At 49.2% G+C, this 19,723-nt stretch carries 21 protein-coding genes; 7 read left to right on the forward strand and 14 right to left on the reverse strand.

Going from position 1 to position 19,723, the window contains the following annotated elements; genetic code table 11:
• Positions 1–8: 8 nt before the first annotated feature.
• From KU392_RS05070 to KU392_RS05100, 7 genes are all read right to left on the reverse strand, one after another.
• Complete coding sequence (locus KU392_RS05070; protein ID WP_217734761.1) at positions 9–1,313, reverse strand: pilus assembly protein CpaE; 1,305 nt, start codon at positions 1,311–1,313, stop codon at positions 9–11.
• A 37-nt stretch (positions 1,314–1,350) separates the two neighbouring features.
• Positions 1,351–2,643, reverse strand: a complete 1,293-nt coding sequence (locus KU392_RS05075) for a type II and III secretion system protein family protein (RefSeq protein ID WP_246587344.1) — start codon at positions 2,641–2,643, stop codon at positions 1,351–1,353.
• 90 nt (positions 2,644–2,733) lie between these two features.
• The gene (cpaB, locus tag KU392_RS05080) at positions 2,734–3,684 is read right to left on the reverse strand and encodes a Flp pilus assembly protein CpaB (protein WP_169293001.1); all 951 of its coding nucleotides are present in this window, start codon (positions 3,682–3,684) and stop codon (positions 2,734–2,736) included.
• Positions 3,685–3,690: 6 nt separating this feature from the next.
• Positions 3,691–4,197, reverse strand: a complete 507-nt coding sequence (locus KU392_RS05085; protein WP_217734763.1) for a TadE/TadG family type IV pilus assembly protein — start codon at positions 4,195–4,197, stop codon at positions 3,691–3,693.
• Positions 4,198–4,208: 11 nt separating this feature from the next.
• A complete protein-coding gene (locus KU392_RS05090) occupies positions 4,209–4,778 on the reverse strand; it encodes a TadE/TadG family type IV pilus assembly protein (RefSeq protein ID WP_217734764.1) in 570 nt (189 codons plus the stop codon).
• The gene (locus tag KU392_RS05095; protein ID WP_217734765.1) at positions 4,765–5,280 is read right to left on the reverse strand and encodes an A24 family peptidase; all 516 of its coding nucleotides are present in this window, start codon (positions 5,278–5,280) and stop codon (positions 4,765–4,767) included. Before KU392_RS05095 ends, KU392_RS05090 begins: the two co-directional genes overlap by 14 nt.
• 57 nt (positions 5,281–5,337) lie before the next feature.
• Positions 5,338–5,544 (reverse strand): Flp family type IVb pilin, encoded by a 207-nt coding sequence (locus tag KU392_RS05100; protein ID WP_217734766.1) that lies wholly within the window; start codon positions 5,542–5,544, stop codon positions 5,338–5,340.
• Between the two features lie 335 nt (positions 5,545–5,879).
• Between KU392_RS05100 and KU392_RS05105 the strand changes: the two genes are divergently transcribed.
• The 3 genes from KU392_RS05105 to KU392_RS05115 are packed head-to-tail and all read left to right on the forward strand — an operon-like array spanning position 5,880 to position 9,644.
• Positions 5,880–6,836: a glycosyltransferase family 2 protein gene (locus KU392_RS05105; protein ID WP_217734767.1), complete on the forward strand. Its 957-nt coding sequence runs from the start codon at positions 5,880–5,882 to the stop codon at positions 6,834–6,836.
• The gene (locus KU392_RS05110; RefSeq protein WP_217734768.1) at positions 6,833–8,614 is read left to right on the forward strand and encodes a hypothetical protein; all 1,782 of its coding nucleotides are present in this window, start codon (positions 6,833–6,835) and stop codon (positions 8,612–8,614) included. The genes KU392_RS05105 and KU392_RS05110 overlap by 4 nt, the downstream gene beginning before the upstream one ends.
• Before the next feature lie 4 nt (positions 8,615–8,618).
• Positions 8,619–9,644, forward strand: coding sequence for a phosphatase PAP2 family protein (locus KU392_RS05115; RefSeq protein WP_217734769.1), 1,026 nt, complete (start codon positions 8,619–8,621; stop codon positions 9,642–9,644).
• Positions 9,645–9,714: 70 nt separating this feature from the next.
• Here KU392_RS05115 and KU392_RS05120 read toward each other — a convergent pair whose 3' ends face one another.
• Positions 9,715–10,449 carry an IclR family transcriptional regulator gene (locus KU392_RS05120; protein ID WP_217734770.1) on the reverse strand — a complete coding sequence of 245 codons (735 nt, stop codon included), beginning with the start codon at positions 10,447–10,449 and terminating at the stop codon, positions 9,715–9,717.
• Positions 10,450–10,593: 144 nt separating this feature from the next.
• On the opposite strand from KU392_RS05120, the gene KU392_RS05125 reads away from it, so the two are divergent.
• The 4 genes from KU392_RS05125 (at position 10,594) to KU392_RS05140 (ending at position 13,865) form a co-directional block, all read left to right on the forward strand.
• Positions 10,594–11,157, forward strand: a complete 564-nt coding sequence (locus KU392_RS05125; protein ID WP_217734771.1) for a VOC family protein — start codon at positions 10,594–10,596, stop codon at positions 11,155–11,157.
• Between the two features lie 61 nt (positions 11,158–11,218).
• Positions 11,219–12,070, forward strand: a complete 852-nt coding sequence (locus tag KU392_RS05130) for a fumarylacetoacetate hydrolase family protein (RefSeq protein WP_169292987.1) — start codon at positions 11,219–11,221, stop codon at positions 12,068–12,070.
• A gap of 22 nt (positions 12,071–12,092) precedes the next feature.
• Positions 12,093–13,067: a Bug family tripartite tricarboxylate transporter substrate binding protein gene (locus KU392_RS05135; protein ID WP_246587327.1), complete on the forward strand. Its 975-nt coding sequence runs from the start codon at positions 12,093–12,095 to the stop codon at positions 13,065–13,067.
• Between the two features lie 18 nt (positions 13,068–13,085).
• Complete coding sequence (locus KU392_RS05140) at positions 13,086–13,865, forward strand: SDR family NAD(P)-dependent oxidoreductase (RefSeq protein WP_217734772.1); 780 nt, start codon at positions 13,086–13,088, stop codon at positions 13,863–13,865.
• A gap of 82 nt (positions 13,866–13,947) precedes the next feature.
• Here the strand turns inward: KU392_RS05140 and KU392_RS05145 are convergent, their stop codons facing one another.
• From KU392_RS05145 to KU392_RS05170, 6 genes are all read right to left on the reverse strand, one after another.
• The gene (locus KU392_RS05145) at positions 13,948–15,279 is read right to left on the reverse strand and encodes a tetratricopeptide repeat protein (RefSeq protein WP_217734773.1); all 1,332 of its coding nucleotides are present in this window, start codon (positions 15,277–15,279) and stop codon (positions 13,948–13,950) included.
• Between the two features lie 209 nt (positions 15,280–15,488).
• Positions 15,489–15,764 carry a hypothetical protein gene (locus tag KU392_RS05150; protein ID WP_217734774.1) on the reverse strand — a complete coding sequence of 92 codons (276 nt, stop codon included), beginning with the start codon at positions 15,762–15,764 and terminating at the stop codon, positions 15,489–15,491.
• The gene (locus KU392_RS05155) at positions 15,761–16,606 is read right to left on the reverse strand and encodes a ferritin-like domain-containing protein (RefSeq protein WP_246587328.1); all 846 of its coding nucleotides are present in this window, start codon (positions 16,604–16,606) and stop codon (positions 15,761–15,763) included. Before KU392_RS05155 ends, KU392_RS05150 begins: the two co-directional genes overlap by 4 nt.
• 165 nt (positions 16,607–16,771) lie before the next feature.
• On the reverse strand, positions 16,772–18,058 hold the full coding sequence (locus tag KU392_RS05160; RefSeq protein ID WP_169292983.1) for a saccharopine dehydrogenase family protein: 1,287 nt from the start codon (positions 18,056–18,058) through the stop codon (positions 16,772–16,774).
• Positions 18,059–18,093: 35 nt separating this feature from the next.
• A complete protein-coding gene (locus KU392_RS05165; RefSeq protein ID WP_217734775.1) occupies positions 18,094–19,191 on the reverse strand; it encodes a carboxynorspermidine decarboxylase in 1,098 nt (365 codons plus the stop codon).
• Between the two features lie 21 nt (positions 19,192–19,212).
• Entirely contained in the window at positions 19,213–19,548 is a 336-nt protein-coding gene (locus KU392_RS05170) for a helix-turn-helix domain-containing protein (protein ID WP_169292981.1), read from the reverse strand.
• Positions 19,549–19,723: the final 175 nt, after the last annotated feature.

Raw genomic sequence — 19,723 nt, forward strand, 5'->3', positions numbered from 1 at the left:
CAGATCTCCTACCGCACCGATCCAGAACGGGAGTCCCGTCCAAACAATGAGGCCAGCCATCCTGATTTCTGTTCCTGCATCCGCTCTTTACCAGCGGCAGGAACAACCAATGTATTGGCCAGGGCTCGCACAGCCTTGATATATGGATCTTTAGGGGCGTCATGATGTAACAGATGACCCTGACTGGTACTTTTCATGATGGCCAGTGTTCGGTCGGGCAAGGTGCCTTTCAGTGGCAAACCAAAACGCTGCGCAATCTGTTCGGCACTCATGCCGTATTGAATATCGTAGCGGTTAACCACCAGCGACAGTTCATCGGAAGCAATGCCATCTTCCTCGAACTCTTTGATAATATCCGCCAGAGAGACCAATGCTGCAATACTTTGGTCGGTCACCAGCCAGGTTTCATCCGCAAGACGAACCAGACCGGCAATAAAGGCCGGATTAGGCATACCACCCACATCGACCACCATGACACCAAAATGATCACGCAGCCGTTCAGCCAAAAACAGGGAGTCAGCATGAGAAATACTATTCAGCTGATCCAGATCCCGTGGCAAGGACATGACACTCAAGCCGGTACTGTCATGCGCCATCGCCGACATCAGCATGGTTCTGTCCAGGCGGCGCAAATTTCGCACCCCTTCCACAAAATCAAAATTGCCATTCAGGTTCAGGTACAGCATGCCATCCGCCACCGGCAAACCCAAATCCAGCAGGCAGGTGCGATCATGCAGGGAAACCATGCCGGCATCCTGCTCGCTGGCGTCAGACTTGCCCTCCGTCTGCAAACGGGCATTACGATCAGAGGTTTGCATTTCCTGCAACAGGCTGGCCAAATGCACGGAAAGCAGGGTGGCCCCCATTCCGGTCCGCACCCCTAAAATCAACACATTACGATAACGGGCTTCATCTTCGCGACCATTGTTCCAGCGCCTTGCCAGACGCTTGACCGTATCACGCACTTCTTCCGGGTTATCCACATCAACAAAATCATTCATCCCGGCACGCAGGGCGGCCACGGCAGCACCCGGTGAATTCATGCATCCCACGGCAACACTGGGCATATCGGGTTTATGACGATTTAACAAACGGGCCATGTCAATCGAGCGGGCCAGTTTTTCATTGTCGGCATCATCAGGCACAAAGTCCAGAAACACCATATTAACCAGACTGTCATCCAAGTGGCGAGTCAATGCATCAGGGGCAGGCTGCTCATGAACGAGCGTTCCCAGACCTTCCAGTGAATCCGCCAGTTTTCCGGCGATCTCGGGGTCTGAAGAAAAAAATACAAACCGATTATGCTTGGACAAAATCTACTGCTCCGGAAGGGGGTAAATAACAATTGTTTTAGCGGGAAAATCCGGGCATTTGTTCACCCGAAGCAGGCCCAACCAAATAATAGCCCCAGGCGGTCCCCTCCTCGTTGAGGTTTTCCTTGCCCTGACCAGGCAGAGGTAACTCCGTGCCTTTGGCAATGGGTTTGACCAAGCGTGGAGTAACCACGATTACCAATTCACGTTCGTCCTGTGAGTATGACACGCTGCGGAAGAAAGCACCAATAATAGGCAAATTGCTTAGAAATGGCATTTTACTGACATTGGCCATGGTTTGGCGGGAAACCAGCCCACTAATGATATAACTTTCACCCTCACCCATTTCAACCGTGGTATCGGCCTTACGCACGCTCAAGGCTGGCATCAAGGTGGTTTGGTCTCCACTGACAACAGGAATCGCATTGGCATAATCCAGTTCACTGGATTCTGGCGCCACCTTCAAGGCAATACGGTTGGGAGAAAGCACGGTTGGCGTTACGGTAAGCGCAATACCAAATGGCTTGTAAGAAACGGTTTGCGTACCCAATCCACCCGATTCCGGTACGGGAATTTCCCCGCCGGCACGAAAACTGGCACTTTGACCGGACAGTGATACCAGGGTTGGCTCGGCCAGGGTGCGGGCCATGCCATTGTTTTCAAGCAGCTTCAGCTTGGCCCCAAAATTGCGTGAATCAAACATCATGGAAAACCCATTGCTGATGGAAGGGGCAAAATTACTAACCAATCCCCAGGTTCCTGAGCCACCGACACGAGCGGTTCCTGTATTCCAGTCAATGCCCACCTCTTTCATCACCGTACGGGACAGTTCAACAATTTTAACCTCTACCTGCACCATGCCACTATGGTTAACAATAGAAGTATCAATAATCCTGTCGGACTCTCCGGTCGCACGGGCAGCAGCAGTTGAACGCTGGTGTTCAATCATATTGGAAGAGCGACCCGTTACCACAGCCTGCCCACCAGTGGCACGAACAGGTGCCTCCAGCCGTTTAGCCGACTCCAGCGCACTTTGCTCACCAGACACGACACTGACCTGCCAGCGTTTGGGATTTGGGTCACCCTCGACCCAAACTTGTATATCAGTCACACCCGGCTTTTTGGCAGCCAGCAAAATATCACCCACTCCCTCTTCAAGCGGTAAAATCTGCACGTCAACCACAGCTGGATTACCCACGGCAATTCGTTCCGGAGCGCCATCAACCTTGATCATGCGCTGCGTGTCCACCACCATGCCCAAGCCACCAGGACGGGTAAAACCGGTTGATTGCGCCATGACCGGCTGCGCCGAAACAAATGCCAGTCCCATGGCGGCAGCTGTCAGTACCTGCGTTGCGTTCCTGTTAAAGGCGGAAAAAATCTGATTCACTGAAAATTTCATTATTAAACCCATTCAACCCTAGTACTTGACGTTTTCAATTTGCGTACCACGAATAATCTGCACGGTCTTGCCTGAATTGCCCTGTTTCACCACCGGTGCATCCGGCGTATCGTCATCGTCCTGCAACTCACCCGAAAGATCGGGCAGGCTCATGCCCGCATAGGCCATATTACCGGCATCCTCCAGCGCAGCCAACTGTTCTGGTGTTAAATCGGGCCTGCCCTTCAGAACGGGCTCCGGTTCAGGGAACAGGGTCATATCAGGCAGATTTTCATCGTGCGGTGCACGCAGGGCCAATTGCAGTTTGCCATTACGGGTAGCCAGCAACAATTTATTCACATCTTCAAGAGATATGGCCAGCATGGCAATACGTGCCGGTGTGGCGCGGGTACGCTGACGCTCATCGTTGCCAGGCGGCGTTGCCGGACCATCTACGGTGTTGTCGCCATAAGCCAGCACCCTTACCTGGGGCAGCAGCAAACGAGACTGTGCCCCAACATCACCTTTACTGTTAAGCGTAAAGAACACATCCACAATATCGCCCGGTGCCACCAGGTTACCGGCCCCCACGATTTCATCAACCGGAATGGTGATGGCACGCTGCCCGTCACTCAGATAAGAAGCGATACCCATGGCCAGCAGGCCTTTGGTAATGGGCTCTTCAGCAGCAATATCAAAACGCACCACCTTGCCCACAAGGTCCTCTTTTTTGGTAAAACCATTACCGGGCACGCTGGGCCACTGATCTTCCTTCAACATGTCGGCCTGAATAACCTGGCCTGCCAGGATATTTTTGGCTGCCAGAATGACTGCGTGAGTGGGTTTGCTGGCCACGACAGGCCGCTCTACCTGTTGAACCACCACAACAGGCTCCGGCTTGGGCGCTGTTGACATTTTATAGGCAAAAAAGCCCAAAACAGCCGCAAGCAATACCAGCCCTATTGCAACGATTTTGGTAAAGTTATTCATAAAAAATCAAGCTCCGGATAAATCAGTAATTTTTATAACCGAAGTGGCGGATAGTTCTGTTGGTATCCAGCCACCTGTTTTATTGCTAAACATCTTTCCTACTGCCTGCACCATATTCACCAGCGGCAACCCATCGACCGTCACCGTCATGATGAGCTGCAGGCATTTTTGCGTTGGATCATTCAGGGCCCAGGCACATGCAACGGCAGAGGCATCACAAAACACCTTATCCGCATCAGGATTTTCTGGATCAAGCAACCCCTCAAGAATAAAATCAGCGGCCACCATGGTTTTGGCATGGAGACAGGCCTTTTCGGCATAATCCGCTTCACCGTTAATACTGTACTGTAGTGCAACCCTTGTACTGTCTCCGGCAATATGGGATACCTTTTGCTGCGTCCACATCAGCATGCCAAAACTTACAATAGCCAAACAAATCGTTAATAAAACCGTAAAAACAAGCGCAAACTCGATGGCGGCCACCCCTTGCTGGCCCTTTCTTGTTTGTTGCATGGCATTATATTTCATGATGAATGATCCAGTGCAATACCAAGATCAACCGAAGTTCGGCTTTCCAACGTATCGGGAACTGCCACACTCATGACTGCAGACGGTCCCAAATAAGGAATCATGGGATGCAGGGCATAGGGGTAACGAATAACCACTTCCAGTTTATTGGTGTCAGTAATAGAGCACAATGTTGCATCTGCCCCATTTAAAGAATCCAAAAGCTGAATGGGCTCTCCGCCACATACGGCAATTTTCAGTTTATTACCACCCGCCATATTATCAACCCAGGCTGTATGATCCTTTGCAACTTCCAAGGCCTTGCCCGCACGCGCAACAAGCGCTGGGGCAGAAGCTCCCGCCTGCCACTGCAACCCTGCACGAGCCCCACTTTCAGCGGCAAAATTCATGGATTGCTGGGCGGCAAAAATCAACCCGTAGGTAATCATGCCATACAGCACCAGAAAGAAAATAACAAAAACAAAGGCAAATTCAACGGCATAGGCACCCTTCTGGCGGCTGGCGGCAGAAGCGACAAAAGACGCTTTACGCGTCTTTATCAATGTGCTGCTCTCAAAACCACGCATGCCCACTCCAGTGATACGATACCGCCCATGCCAATGCCGTTATGCCCAGCCAGGCCCCATAAGGAACCCCTCGTCTTTTGTCCTTGCTTTCCCGCCACCAGTTTGCCCTTGCCGGTAACCAACCTTTTGCCAGCACTGTTACCACGGCATGCAAACCGGTTAATACCGTCGCCACCAGCACGACTTGCCATAAGCCGGAAAAGCCCAGTAATAAGCCCAGGATGGCAATGAGTTTTACGTCACCCGCGCCAAGCAGTTTCAGGCCCCATAAGGGGAAGAAGACCAGCAGCCCCATTAAAAAGCCGGTAACGCACTGACGCCAGTTTATGTATGCAGGCAAAATCGGGAAATCAGGCATAAATCCGCTCACCAGCAAAAAACCCACCTGCACGGCAAAAGCAACCAGCAAAAGCTGATTGCTTATTCTTCGTTTTTTGAAATCACCTGCGATAACCAGCAGGGTGAAAATACCAAAAAGGGCAAGCCAGATGCTGGTGAACATTGTTTGTTTCAAAGAAAGGGAGTTGTTATACCCCCTTTCCTTAAAGGGTTGGATTAATTAAGGAGTAGTAGGAGTAGCTTCAGTTGCTTTTTGATTAGCCACTTTCAGTGCCTCACCAATTTTTTCAAACAAACCCCTTATTTCATCACCCATAACACTAAGAGCTGCAATAATCGTCACCGCAATCAAACCCGCAATCAAGGCATACTCAATTGCAGTCGCGCCTTCCTCATCTTTCCAAAACTTAACCAATTGATCTTTCATTTTCAAATCCTCCGTGGATTACATATTGAAGGAACGGCAAAGCGCTCAATCAAAACAAAAATCTTAGAAACAAAACATAAAGAAACCCTGTAAATAGGTATAAATGCTGATGTTTCTTAAAATCTACAACCAATAACTTAATGTAACATAATTCCTTGTTTGTTCGAACCTATTTTACAAAGTAAGTTCCTGTTAATTTGAGATTAGCAAACATATATTGTTGTTTTTTAGCAAAATCTTAACCTGCGGTGTCGTTTAAAATACACAAAATCACACTATTTATTTTCAATACGATACATTCAAATTACACCCACGCCACAACTGTTACTCTTTCCATGTCTGTTAATCATATTTTGTCCGCAACCACACCCTCTTGCCAAAAAATAGCCGTTATTTTGCCGGCCCATAATGAAGAAAAAACCGTGGCGGCTACAGTTCAGGCTTTCCAGCAAGTACTGCCAGGTTGTGAAGTGGTTGTTTGTGACAATGCCTCTACAGACCAAACCGCCCGCATCGCCCGCAAGGCAGGGGCCCGTGTTATTCATGAACCTCTTAAAGGCAAAGGCAATGCCGTCAGGCGTTTGCTGGCTACCGTTAACGCCGATATTTATATTCTGGCTGATGCAGACCAAACTTATGATGCCCAAAGCGCACCCGCCATGATTGAATTGCTGGAGCAAAACCATCTGGATATGGTGACAGGCATTCGCCAGCATACAGAAAGCCAATCCTACCGTACTGGCCATCTATGGGGGAATGCCCTGTTCAACCGTCTTTTTGGCAAACTGTTTAAAACACCCACCCAGGATGTTTTTTCAGGTTACCGGGTTTTTACCCGCCGCTTTGCCAGCATCCTTCCCATTCAGTCTTCCGGCTTTGAGATTGAAACAGAGATGACGGCAATTGCCAGTATCCTTAAAATTTCCACCGGTGAACTTCCGGTACACTACGCGCCCCGCCCGGCTGGCAGCACCAGCAAACTCCGCACCTGGTCTGACGGCTTCAAAATACTGAAATCCTTTTTCAGGTTATTCCGCCATTTTTACCCTGCCCATTTTTACGGGGCAGTAGCAGGCCTAACCGCCTTGCTCAGTTTATGTCTAGGCTTACCGATTGTGATTGAATTCATGCAAACCGGCCTTGTGCCCCGTATTCCCACCGCCATACTGGCCAGCAGCCTGGGCATGATTGCTTTTGTTATTTTTACCACCGGTATTATTCTGGAAGCCCTGGCCAGAAACCGCATAGAGCAAAGAAAGCTGTTTTTCCTGGCATCGGGATACAAAGAATGAGATTATCTTTATTACGCTCCCGAAACGGGGTTTTTGTTTTAGCCATTTTATTCATGGTTATTGCCCTGTTAAGGTCCACCTATACCCAGTTTGGCGATGTGGCTGCAGGGCAATTTCCCAACCCCGACAGTTATTACAAACTGGTGCTGCTGGAAGGCTATGCCCAAGGCCACCCCATTAATTTCAACCCCCGTGACAATGCGCCCGATGGAAACTGGATTCATTGGTCCTTACCCCATAGCTGGACAGTATGGCAAATGCACAAGGTTTTCACCCTGTTTGGCCTGGATACCCCAAATGCCTTAATCTGGGCCGGGGCCAGCCTGACCCTGTTAAGCATGTTGCTGTTAACGGCACTGATGGCGGCTACTGTTTTAAGCATGGGCACCTACAAAGCCACGTTGGCAACCGCCCTTTTAATGGCCAGCAGCTTACCGTTGGCAGGTTATGGCCAGCTGCAACAAATTACCCATCACATTTTCATGCTGGTGCCCATTGCGGGGGCTGCCCTTTGTATCATACGCTCCCTTAATACCTCCAGTGTTACCAGGGATACCCTTGGTGGAATGCTGGCTGGGCTGGCTTTGTGGATATCGCCAGAAACCATGCCACTGGTGGTTATTATGGTGGTATTGCGTATGGCAATTCGCATGCAGTTTCCTGAGAGTGGCAAAATCTGGCCCATGGCTGCCGGGCTTACCGGCATGATATTGCTGGCATGGCTGATAGATCCACCCCCACCCACTTTTTCTGCCTGGTCTTTGGACCATGTCAGCCTGGCCTGGCTGCTGTTTGTTTGCCTTACCGCCCTTGTCATGCTGGTTGCTGATTATGTAACTACCCATGATATAGGTGTGCCAAAATCTTTTGCCTGGGTCGCCATGACTGGTATTACTGTTGGCAGCATTTGGTTGTTACTTACACCTGGTGCCACTGCCGGCGCCAGTGGCTTGTTACCCGATGAATTAAAAACGGTTTGGTGGGCGCAAATTCAGGAACTGAAGCCCGCTACCAGTTCCCCTGAAAAAATGATTGCATGGCTCACGACCCCAATGGTGGCCGGGTTGCTGGCGCTTTATTGGACATGGCATAAACGCCTGCTTTGGCCGGGTGTTTTGGGTATGGGTGCCCTGCTTTATGCTTTGTTAGGGGGACTACATGTACGCATGGGTGCGGCAGGGGCTTTGGTGTCTGCATTGGCTTTTGGCTTGTCGGTAAGCTATATGCCTGTTTTTGCCAACGAAGAAAAGCGACATTCCATCAAGGCCCAGACGGGCGGAGTATTGCTGGTTCTATTGGGACCGTTGCAACTATTGGCCATTATTGGCGTTGCCCTGCTGGATAATGACAGCGCTATTCTTCATGCAAATCAAGACAAAAAAAATCAGTGTGCCATGCAGGATATTGCCTCGCAACTCAACGCCTTACCCCCTTCGGTTATTCTAACCACCAGCAGCGCGGCTTCTGAATTGCTGTATCGTACTCATCACAAGGTGATTGCCGGTAATTACCACCATAATGTGGGTGGGTTGCTGGATGTGCATAGGGCTTTGCTGGATACTGATCCATGGAATAAAAGTAAAGAAATTATTGAAAAACGGAATGTTGAATATATTCTTGTGTGCCAATCAGCAAAAGATGTTGAAGCAGATGAATCACATCCAACTGTTTTTTATAATTGGCTGGCCAATTCCAAACCCATATCAGGTATAGAACCGATTGAATTAAACTCAACAACCAAGAGCAATTGGTTGCTGTTCCAAACTACACAACCATAAAATCATGATTAACCGTTTTCAATCCAGCTCCCTTGATTTCAAAGCGGGAAGCTTTCTTTTTAGCTTGGTTTTGCTGTATGCCACTATTGTTTTTTTCATTAGTCCAGTTACTTTTCCTGAGTATTTAGCCTTGATAGGAGCTTATGGCAAAACACTACCTGTTGCCTTTATCGCCATTTTCCTTATTACACAAATAGCAGGTATTGTTACGCTTGGAATAAAAACCAAATTCAAGGCGTCACCTTTTGCATTCTGCTTTAACAAATTAAAAGAAAAATGGCAGCAAGACCGATTTTTCAGCTTTATTTGGCCAATTTCCACGCTGATTATTCTTATCCCAAGTTTTAATGTTTTCAAGCAAACCATCTTGTCTGAACGAGGATTTACCACTGATCCGTTCTTGGCAAAGTTGGATTTTTATATTTTTCAAAATGATCCAGGCCTTCTTTTACATTCATTAATAGGTAGCCTGACAACCACGTTGATCATTGATAATTTATACCATGCCTGGTTTTTACCCATGATCCTGGGTGTTATTCTGGTCTCAATCTGCTCATCAACAACACTCCGGATTCGTTACATGAGCTGTTATATATTCAGTTGGATTGTGATTGGTTCAATTCTGGCCTGGTTATTTCCTTCTGCCGGACCTTGTTTTTATATAGACTTTGTTAACCCAAATTATGAAAACTACACAAAGTTAATGAGTCAACTCTACAATCATCATCAACAAACGCCTATTAGTGCTTTAATTTACCAACAATATCTGTCTGAAGCCTTTAACACAGAAAGTTTAGCTATCGGTGGCGGTATTTCTGCCATGCCCAGTGTTCATGTAGCTCTTGCCACACTTTTTGCACTTGGCAGCTTTTCAATTAACAAATGGCTTGGCTATGCAATGAGTCTTTATGCGCTTTTTATATGGCTTGGCTCTGTATATCTAGGATGGCATTATTTTGTTGATGGCTTGATTTCTCTCGTTTTAATCATGTTTTTTTGGAAATGGTTACTGGTTCTGGAAAAGAAATAAAAATGTATGCATTCCCACGCTGAGCATGGGAACAAGAACATGGGTGCCCAATCCAACCACTCCTAACCTCCTACCCATAATGCCGCAAGGCAAAATCAATTTCCTCGGCACAATTCTGCAGTTCAGCCACCGCCTTCCCCGCTTCCATCAAACTATAGCGCTTGTCAGACACAATAAACCCCAGTGCAGCATTAATCTGGTGCGCTTTGTTCTGGTATGGGATGGCAATGCCCACCACGCCCTGATTCAGCTCGCTGAATGTGATGCAATAACCTTTTTTCCGTATTTCCCTCAGCTCCTCCTGAACGGTTTCCGGTACTTGCCCTGCAAATGCTTCGGCATTGTCTGTGACCACTTTGCGTAACTGGGGCCTGGACAGGGTGGCCAGTACCGATTTGGACAGCGCCCCCCTGTACAAAGGCATGCGTTTGCCACGCACATAGCTGATTTTCAGGTTTTCTTCCCCAAAAAAATGACTGATGGTAATGATGCGGTCGGCATAAATGGTGCCCAGCACGACATCGGAGCCCGATTTTTCGGCCAGACTGCGCATGGCTTGCGAGGAGGCCTGGATTAAAGGGTCGATATTCCTGATCTGGTAATCCAGTTCAATAATGCGAGAGCCCAGTACATAGCGGGCCCCCGAACTGTGACGCAGCAAACCGGCATTACTTAGTTCCCGGGCATAGCGATACATGGTGGGCACGGCATAGCCCAAATGCTCTGCCATTTCTTCTATCGTCCAGGAGGGGTGTTCTGGCGTGAAAAGATCCAGCACATTCAGCATTTTGGTAAGACTAGACATGGGCAAACCGGTTTTTGGGGTGGAAAAAACCTCATATTATATCAATTTACAAATTTATTGAATTTTTTATTTATTTGATAATTGATTTATATTAAATAATTACATATAATTATTTTCATTGATTTTATTAAATAGTGATAAATAATGAGCTTTAACCATAAAAACGGGCAAGATTCTTCGTTTTCTTTTAGCCATGTAGGAATTTTTGTCAAAGACATTGCACGCATGACGCAGTTTTACCAGCAGGCACTGCAACTGTTCATTACCGACAAGGGCGTGATTGGCGGCAAAGACATCGTGTTTCTTAGCCAGAATCCGGAAGAGCATCATCAACTGGCACTGGTAAGCGGCCGCCCCGAAGACGTGACGTTTAGCGTGATCAACCAGATTTCACTGCGCGTGAAGGATTTACCCACCCTGCGCCATTATCACACCAGCCTGAAAGCCGCCGGTGCCGAACGGATCGACCCCAGCACCCATGGCAATGCCCTTTCCATCTATAGCTTTGATCCTGAAGGCAACCGCATAGAAGTCTTTATGGATACCGAATGGTATTGCGACCAACCGCTTAAGGAAACCATCGACTTTAGCCTGAACGATGACGAAATCATGGCCCGGGTCAAGGAAATTGCCCAGGCATCCCCCAAGTTCATGCCCCGCTCCGAATGGGTAAAGCAAATGCATGACCTCATGAATGCCCAAGCCTGAACCCAACAAATACCCCTATTGAATTTTTGATATTAAATAAATAAAGTAAGCAGGAAAACAAATGAAATTAATCAGTTTTAACTTGAACAATGAAGAAACATTCGGCGCGGTAAAAGGCGACGAAGTGGTCAACCTGAAGCCTTTGTTTAAAGGCGAAGCCAACACGCTGAAAGAGGTGCTTGAAAAAGACCTGCTGGCCAAGGCCGGGCAACTGGCTGCCAATGCCACGGCGACCCTGAAGTTTGCCGATCTTGAATTGCTGCCCGTAATTCCCGAACCCGGCAAGATTTTCTGTATCGGCCTGAATTATGATGAGCACGTGAAAGAAACCAACAAGGAAAAAACCGAGTCACCGGTAATTTTCCTGCGCGTGGCCGAGTCCCAGGTTGCCCACAACGACAGTATTGTGCTGCCCCCCGAGTCTGTCAAACTGGATTACGAAGGTGAGATTGCGATTGTGATTGGTAAAGGCGGCCGCCGTATTTCAGAAGAAGATTCCTGGGATCACATTGCCGGTTATGCCTGCTACAACGACGGCAGTATCCGCGATTGGCAAACCGCCACTTCGCAGTGGATTCCCGGTAAAAACTTCTGGAAAACCGGTGGTTTCGGACCCTGGATGGTCACCGCTGATGAAATTGAGCCCAACCAGAAATTAACGCTGGTTACCCGCCTGAACGGGGAAGAAATGCAACGTGCCACCACCGATATGCTGATTCACAGCATTCCACGGCAAATTGCCTATATTTCCTCTTTCCTGCCCCTGAATCCAGGTGATGTGATCGTGACCGGAACACCGGGTGGCGTGGGTGCCAAACGTAATCCACCCGTATTCATGAAAGAAGGTGATATTGTTGAAATTGAAGTGGATGCAGTCGGTATTCTGAGAAATACCATTGCCGCCGAAGCATAAACATTCGTATCTGGAGACATAAATGAAAAAATGGTTGAAATCTTTCGCCCCCGTTTGCCTGGCCATGAGTCTGACAGCCGGTGTTGCACAGGCCCAAAATTACCCCGAAAAACCCATTACCTTCCTGGTGCCTTACGCTGCCGGCGGTTTGACCGACGTGTTGGCCCGTGAAGTGGGTGCCCATATGTCCAAAAAACTGGGGCAGCCCGTGGTGGTGGACAATAAACCGGGCGGTGCCGCACAGGTTGGCATGAATGTGCTGAAAAAAGCCCCTGCCGATGGATACACCGTGTTTATTGGCGATGTGCCCTCTTTGGCCACCAATGTGGGTCTGTTCAAGAATCTTTCTTATGATCCGCGCACAGACCTGCAACCTGTTGGCGAGTTGATTGTGTCACCGGCTTTGGTCGTGGTTCCCATGAACAGCCCCTACCAGACTTTTGAAGATCTGGTTAAAGGTGCCTCAGAAAAACCCCAGGGCCTGACTTACGCTTCCCAGGGCGTTGGTACAGGTGCCCACCTGTTTGGTACCTTGCTGCAAAACAAGCTGAACAAGGAAATGACCCATGTAGCCTATAAGGGTTCTATTCCAGGTTTGCAAGACACCATCAGCGGCCAGGTTGATTTCATGTATGACGCCATTCCCACCAGTGGTCCTTTTGTGCTGGGTGACAAGCTGCGTGCCCTGGCGATCGGCTCCAAAGAACGTTCGCCTCTGCTGCCAAATGTCCCTACTCTGGAAGAACTGGGCTACGGTGACATTGTGCCCACTTTCTGGTGGGGCGCTGCTGTCAAGAAGGGTACACCGGCCGAGATCGTTGCGTTGCTGAACCAATCAATGACTGAAGCCATGCAGGATCCGGAAATTTCCAAAAAATTTACCAACCAGGGTGTGCTGATCAACACTACCTCGCCAGAAGCATTTACCACTTATATCAATGAAGAAATTGAGAAGTGGAGTAAAGTGATGGCCGATGCAAACATGCAAGTGAATTAATCATACAGGTAATAAATAATGAGAGGTCTTGAAAATAAAGTCGCGTTAATTTCTGGCGGTATGGGTGATATTGGCATGGCCATTGCCACCCGTTTAATCCAGGAAGGTGCCACGGTTGTGCTGGGCGATCTGAAAGAAAAGGATGACGCCCTGCTGGCCTCCCGCTTTCAGGGCATGACGGTTCCCGACTGCGTACAACTGAACGTCACACTGGCGGACAGCTGGAAAAACGCCTTTGAACAGGTCGTGGCGCGCCATGGTCGCTGCGATATCCTGGTCAATAATGCCGGGGTTATTTCCAACCAAAGCGTACCATTCAGCGATATTGATTTTCAGGAATGGAAACGCCTGTTTTCCATTAACGTCGATGGCACGTTTCTGGGTATTCAGGCCGGTATCCAGGCCATGAAAAACAATGAAAATGGCGGTGCCATTGTCAACATGGGCTCCATTGCCGGGTTCGTGGGTTCGGTAGGAGGCGGCTCTTACGGTTCCAGCAAAAGTACCATTATCAATATGACACAGCAGGCAGCACTCAGTGCCGCCCGCTCGGGCCAGAAAGTGCGTATCAATGCCGTGCATCCAGGCTATGTCTGGACGCAACTGGTTGATGCCACACTCAGCAAACAGTTTGGTTCAGAAGAAAAGGCACTGGAAGCGGTGCGTGCCATGAACCCGATGAACCAGATCGTGAGCGTTGAAGATGTAGCGGCTACCGTAGCATTCCTGGCCTCCGAAGATGCCAGAATGATTAATGGCACCGGTATTGTGGTGGATGGAGGCAGACTGCTGCAATAAATACCGGGCATTGTCTCTATGCATTCCCACGCGGAGCGTGGGAATGAGGTAGTTTTTTACCATTAAGTGCGGAAAGCCCCCATCAGCCCGAAACCGCCCGGCCTTTGCTTCGTGCCAGAAATCCCTGGTTAAGCCGGCTGTTTGGCTTCAGGGCCAGGCGCTCGTTGGCCAGGGCCCGAGCCAGTTCGGGCTGTCCGGCACGAATGGCCGCTTCTATCAGGGTCAGGTCAATAATATCGCGCTGGGCATGGCTGCCCCCAAAGCTGTTGGCTATAAACCTGGCCCCGTACAGTCGTTCAATGGCGGTTTGATAATCCTTGCGCCAGAATGCAATAAATCCTTCAATCAGGGGCAAGGTGGTTTGCCGGGTCCATTGCTGCATTTCCGATTCAATGCCCGGTTTGATGTTCTTGCAATCTTTCAGGACTTGCCCGGCATCAATATCCCGTCCCGCGCCAAGGTAGGCCATAACGGCATGCCAGTCATTAAAGGTATAAGAATGCCCATCGGCATGGACCTGCCAGCAGTCGGCCAGCTCATCCCAACGATCACCCACCTCCACGCCTTCCAGGTTCAGGCGCCACAACATGGCCGAGGCATCCACCAGCTCCAGTACCACAGTGCTGTCGCCATTGCGGATATGGTTATCGTAAATGCCCAGCACCACGTCTTCCTGCCCCAGCTCCTGATAATACAGTGCCCGATGCCACCAGTTATGCACCTTGAAAAAATTGCCCTCATCAGACCAGTATGGTTCACGCGTTGCCATCCATGTAACGCCTTCGGTAACCCGCCCCTGCATTTCCAATACATGCGCCACCGCATGATGGGCCCAGCAGTCAAAGGGTTGCAGTTCCGTGGCTTGGCGGCCGGTTTCTTCGGCCCTGGCGTAATCACCGGTTTCTTCCAAGCCAAAGGCATACATACCAAGCAAAATGGAATATCCCGGCACATCCTCCGACCAGTAAGGTAATATCCGGGCCAGGCGGTCACGCAAATTACGCGCATTGGCACGATAAAAATCCATCAAATGACCGGCCTGCAGGGCCACAATATCCATCGGGTAATTGCAGTTGTGGATATCCAGCACCAGGGCGGCAGCCGTCCACTCTCCGTGCAACATCAGATCCAGCGCCCCCAGGTGCGACGCTTCCCGATCGCTTAAATGCATGGTTTTCAGGTGCCGCACCGTATCTTTGGCGTAGCCGTTCAGGACAGGCTCGGTGGCCAAGCCTAACAAGTAAGCCTTGAAAATATGCGCCATGGCAAAGTGGGGTGAAACTTCGATGGCATTGTTAACCAGGCTGAAGGGGTCGCCCGTATAAATATTGAAAGCACTCACCGCCTGGTTGTAGTAATCAACGGCTTCTGCACTTGCTTCAGAAATGCTATTACCCTGTAAATCTTTCATCATGACTTGCTCGCTCATCAGTTTGTTTGAACTTGAGAATGCACAGCAAGCAGCCAATACTACTTTTCAGGTCGTAACCGATTCATGCTGTTTGCCAGTCGATTGTTTTGTTTTTTATCCATACGAGACAATAATAAGATGATTTCTACCGGTTCACAACTGGAAAAAAATAAAATAGCGTATTTATCTTAAATAAATCAATTACATAGCCATCAATACTCGGGGTTAATGATGGCTTCTATGGCATTAACCAACCCCTGATCAAGCCCACGCCCCAGGTCTTCAGAAAAATAAATACCAAAACGCTGCCAGTCGGCCATCAGGCCTTGTTTGCGTTTTATCGCAATCAGCGGATCATCGGCCTCAATGATTTCCACGTCATAGCCATGTTCACGCACCACATTTTCCACCCTTTCACAAATACGCTCAAAATCGGCACGGTCAACCGCCTGTGCATTGGCTTCATTTAAATAAACGGTAACTTTCATTTTGTTCCTCGCCTGTCAGAAATAAACCGTCCGGCTATTTTTACAATCGGGCCTTCCACAACCCGGGTAAGCGGCTTGGGCAGGTCCAATGGACGCAACAGCATTTTGGCCGCCATGTCCAGGGGGTAATGTTGGCGGAATTGCCGGCTGAATTGCGCACACATTTTTTTAAACCCGGTTTTATCGCTGTTATTACCTGCATTGCGGTGCACCATGTAAACATGCCACAAAGCAGTTTCCGCATCGCTGTTACGGGCTTCCATCACGCGACGTCCAATGGCACGGAATATTTTCAGGCGACTGGTGGGATCCAGCTCCCGGTACAGTTTGAAATATTGGTAAAAATGCTTGTAATGGCTGATTTCATCGGCACGGATCAGACTGGCCATCCGGGCCAGAACGGGCTCATTGGCCTGCCCTGACAACGCCTGGTAGAAGGTGGCGGTGCCGGTTTCCACCACACAACGGGCGGCCATTTCCAGGCAACGGGTAGGTTCAAGGGCTTCCTGGGTACACTGTGCCGAGTAGTCGGCAAAGAAAGACTGATACGCCCGCTCCCAGTCAAATTCCGGCCAGACATGCTTGACGTAATCGCGCAGCACATAACCATGACGGGTTTCTTCAAACTTCCAGTGATCCACCAGCCACTGCATGATCACAGCCTGATCATTGAAGTATTCAATCAGGTTATCGGTATACAGGTCGGCGGCAATTTCTATAAACGAAGCGCCAGCCACCAGATAAAGCAGGTCTTCTCGCAGCCTTACGGCCTGGATATTAATATCATGGTAGGGCACCTGGTCAAGGCTCCATGACATTGCTGAATGCGTTTGTTTTTGCATGGCCTGTGCTCCGGGAAGTGTTGACTTCACTTATTCTGAAAGAATACATGAGCACACAACAATTTGCCACCCTGGCAAACGCAACAGGGTGGCAAATTAACGGAAAGGGCCCTTAAATGGCCATCAGGGGCAAGGCTTGTCGCCCACATGCCACCCGTCTGCTTTTTATGCAGTGGCGAACACTTTCTCGGGCTCGCTGCCAGCCAATTCCTGCACGGGGTCCAAAATACGGTCACCCTGCTCATCCTGAATACGGGTCACCAGACCCATCGTATTCATGAGCGAGATAAACGGTGCGGGGTCCTGCTCCTCCACGTTCACCATGCGTTTGGCGTCCCAGGTACCATTGGCAATTAACATGGCAGCGGCAACCGCTGGCACGCCCGCGGTATATGAAATGGCCTGGCTGCCTACCTCGGCATAGCATTCTTCATGGTCGCAGGTGTTGTAAATCATGACTTCTTTGGCCTGACCGTCTTTGGTTCCTTTAACCAGGTCACCAATGCAGGTTTTACCGGTGTAACCGCCAGCCAGGGAAGCCGGATCTGGCAACACGGCCTTCACCACCTCAAGCGGCACGATTTCCTGACCGCGTGCGGTGCGAACGGGTTTTTCTGAAAGCAGGCCCAGGTTGTTCAGGACGTTAAACACATTAATATAATGATCGCCAAAACCCATCCAGAAACGGATATTCGGCACGTCCAGGAAACGGGATAGCGAATGCAGTTCATCATGCCCGGTCAGATAGGCCACGCTCTTGCCGGTTACCGGCATATCCCACTCCTTGCGGTGCTCAAACATTTTGTTGGCTTTCCATTGCGCGTTTTCCCATGACCATACCGTAGAGGTGAACTCGCGGAAATTGATTTCCGGATCAAAGTTGGTGGCAAAGTAACGGCCATGGTTGCCCGCATTGATATCAATAATATCAATGGAATCAACCTTGTCGAAATAATTATCGTAAGCAAAGCGGGCATAGGCATTTACCACGCCCGGATCAAACCCAACCCCCAATACGGCCGTCACGCCCGCCTCTTTACAGGCCTGGCTGCGTTTCCATTCATAGTTGGCATACCAGGGTGGCGTTTCACAGACTTTGCTGGGGTCTTCGTGAATGGCGGTATCCAGATAGGCGGCACCGGTACCAATACAGGCTTCCAACACGGACATGTTCAAAAACGGTGAGCCCACGTTAATCACAATCTGGCTGTTGGTGGCGCGAATCAGCGCTTTGGTCGCTTCAATATCCATGGCATCAAGCTGGTGTGCACGCAATACGCCCGGGCTTTGCAGATTGCCCTTTTCCTTGATGGAGTCAATAATGGCTTCGCATTTGCTTAATGTACGTGAGGCAATATTGATATCACCCAGCAGTTTGTTATTTTGTGCACATTTGTGTGCAGTTACATGAGCAACGCCACCTGCACCGATAATAAGTACATTTCGTTTCATTGGTGTACCCCTTTTATTTAAATTTAAATAATTTATTAAGACAGACTGCTGACGTAGTCGTCATAACCAAACTCACGCACGGCACGAATGCTGCCATCAGGCTCCTTAATGGCAATAGCCGGCATGTTAACGCCGTTGAACCAGTTCTTTTTAACCATGGTGTAACCGCCTGCATCTCCAATGGAAAGGCGGTCACCCACCTGCAAAGGCACATCAAAATTACCTTCACCGAAGATATCTCCGGCCAGACAGGTCTTGCCGCATATCTGGTAACGGTGCTCCCCGGTTTCATTACCGATGGGTGCTGTTTCGCGATAAATCAGCAGGTCAAGCATATGGGCTTCGGTAGAGCTGTCCACAATAGCCAGATGTTTACCATTAAAGGCCGTATCCAGCACGCTGACTTCCAGCGTAGTGGTGTAACGCACGGTTGCCTCACCGGGCTCCAGGTAAACCTGGACACCATAGGTTTGCGCAAATTGGCGCAGGCGTTCACAGAATTTGTCCAGCTCATAACCGGGTTTGGTAAAGCTGATACCGCCCCCTAAACTGACCCACTTCAGCCGATGCAAAATGGCGCCATAACGCGCTTCAACCTGTGTCAGGAGATCGTCAAAACGGGCAAAGTCTGCGTTTTCGCAGTTGTTGTGAATCATGACGCCATCAAGGCGGTCGATGATGGCCAGAATACGTTCCGGATTGCCTTCGCCCAAACGGCTGAACTGGCGTGCCGGATCAGCCAGATCAAAGCTGGAGCTGCTGATGCCAGGATTCAGGCGCAGGCCTTTGGGTTTGTTGCCTGCCTTCGCTTCGAAGCGCTCAAGCTGGCTGATAGAGTTGAAAATGATTTTGTCGCTGTTGGCCAGCACTTCGTCTATTTCGTGGTCGGCAAAGGCAACGCTGTAAGCGTGGGTTTCACCGCCAAATTTCTGGTAACCCAGCTTGACTTCGTACAATGAGGAAGAGGTGGTGCCATCCATGTACGGTTTCATGAAATCAAATACCGACCAGGTGGCAAAGCATTTTAAAGCCAGCAGCAATTTGGCGCCGGAATTTTTCCTGACGTAGTCGATAACTTGCAGGTTTTTCAAGAGGGCTGATTGGTCAATCAGATAATACGGGGTTTGGATCATTGATATTTTTTTTACCTTTTATTAGTCGGGTGGACGGTTTTTCTTGCTGGCAGAATGTGTGTCTTCAAGGCAATCAATGACGATAGCCGCACGGTTGGGAAACTTGGCCACCACTTCAAGTTTGCCCCCCAGATGTTCTACATAGTGACTGATGGTAGAGAGCAACATGTCATGGCGTTTTTCAAGACGGGAAATGGTGTCTTGCCCTACGCCCATGGTTTCCGACAAGTCTGCCTGCGTTAGTTTGGCCATTTTTCGCAGCTGCTTTAGCGTGGCGCGCTGCATAGCGTAAACATCGCTTTTAGCGCTGCTTTCAGACGCCTGGGCAATGGTTGAGTTATCACGCTTTTTTGACATGTAAAATTTTCTCGATATGGATCAGAAGCCATATTATGCTTCAAAGCACATATGGATTCAAGTACATATTTGAATTTTTTAAAAAAAGTTTATTAATTGATTTTTTTATGCCACAAATGGTGATGCTGCTTTGTTTGAATGAAAAAAAACCGCCAGACAGTAAGCGCGGCGGTTT

This window comes from Advenella alkanexedens (genome assembly GCF_019132845.1).
GTDB lineage: Bacteria > Pseudomonadota > Gammaproteobacteria > Burkholderiales > Burkholderiaceae_B > Advenella > Advenella alkanexedens.

Excerpts from the sequence above, each read along its gene's own strand:
- KU392_RS05075 (WP_246587344.1), bottom strand. The coding sequence starts at position 2,643 with ATGGGACTGGCATTTGTTTCGGCGCAGCCGGTCATGGCGCAATCAACC.
- cpaB (WP_169293001.1), bottom strand. The coding sequence starts at position 3,684 with ATGAATAACTTTACCAAAATCGTTGCAATAGGGCTGGTATTGCTTGCG.
- KU392_RS05085 (WP_217734763.1), bottom strand. The coding sequence starts at position 4,197 with ATGCAACAAACAAGAAAGGGCCAGCAAGGGGTGGCCGCCATCGAGTTT.
- KU392_RS05090 (WP_217734764.1), bottom strand. The coding sequence starts at position 4,778 with ATGCGTGGTTTTGAGAGCAGCACATTGATAAAGACGCGTAAAGCGTCT.
- KU392_RS05095 (WP_217734765.1), bottom strand. The coding sequence starts at position 5,280 with ATGTTCACCAGCATCTGGCTTGCCCTTTTTGGTATTTTCACCCTGCTG.
- KU392_RS05100 (WP_217734766.1), bottom strand. The coding sequence starts at position 5,544 with ATGAAAGATCAATTGGTTAAGTTTTGGAAAGATGAGGAAGGCGCGACT.
- KU392_RS05105 (WP_217734767.1), top strand. The coding sequence starts at position 5,880 with ATGTCTGTTAATCATATTTTGTCCGCAACCACACCCTCTTGCCAAAAA.
- KU392_RS05110 (WP_217734768.1), top strand. The coding sequence starts at position 6,833 with ATGAGATTATCTTTATTACGCTCCCGAAACGGGGTTTTTGTTTTAGCC.
- KU392_RS05115 (WP_217734769.1), top strand. The coding sequence starts at position 8,619 with ATGATTAACCGTTTTCAATCCAGCTCCCTTGATTTCAAAGCGGGAAGC.
- KU392_RS05120 (WP_217734770.1), bottom strand. The coding sequence starts at position 10,449 with ATGTCTAGTCTTACCAAAATGCTGAATGTGCTGGATCTTTTCACGCCA.
- KU392_RS05125 (WP_217734771.1), top strand. The coding sequence starts at position 10,594 with ATGAGCTTTAACCATAAAAACGGGCAAGATTCTTCGTTTTCTTTTAGC.
- KU392_RS05130 (WP_169292987.1), top strand. The coding sequence starts at position 11,219 with ATGAAATTAATCAGTTTTAACTTGAACAATGAAGAAACATTCGGCGCG.
- KU392_RS05135 (WP_246587327.1), top strand. The coding sequence starts at position 12,093 with ATGAAAAAATGGTTGAAATCTTTCGCCCCCGTTTGCCTGGCCATGAGT.
- KU392_RS05140 (WP_217734772.1), top strand. The coding sequence starts at position 13,086 with ATGAGAGGTCTTGAAAATAAAGTCGCGTTAATTTCTGGCGGTATGGGT.
- KU392_RS05145 (WP_217734773.1), bottom strand. The coding sequence starts at position 15,279 with ATGATGAAAGATTTACAGGGTAATAGCATTTCTGAAGCAAGTGCAGAA.
- KU392_RS05150 (WP_217734774.1), bottom strand. The coding sequence starts at position 15,764 with ATGAAAGTTACCGTTTATTTAAATGAAGCCAATGCACAGGCGGTTGAC.
- KU392_RS05155 (WP_246587328.1), bottom strand. The coding sequence starts at position 16,606 with ATGCAAAAACAAACGCATTCAGCAATGTCATGGAGCCTTGACCAGGTG.
- KU392_RS05160 (WP_169292983.1), bottom strand. The coding sequence starts at position 18,058 with ATGAAACGAAATGTACTTATTATCGGTGCAGGTGGCGTTGCTCATGTA.
- KU392_RS05165 (WP_217734775.1), bottom strand. The coding sequence starts at position 19,191 with ATGATCCAAACCCCGTATTATCTGATTGACCAATCAGCCCTCTTGAAA.
- KU392_RS05170 (WP_169292981.1), bottom strand. The coding sequence starts at position 19,548 with ATGTCAAAAAAGCGTGATAACTCAACCATTGCCCAGGCGTCTGAAAGC.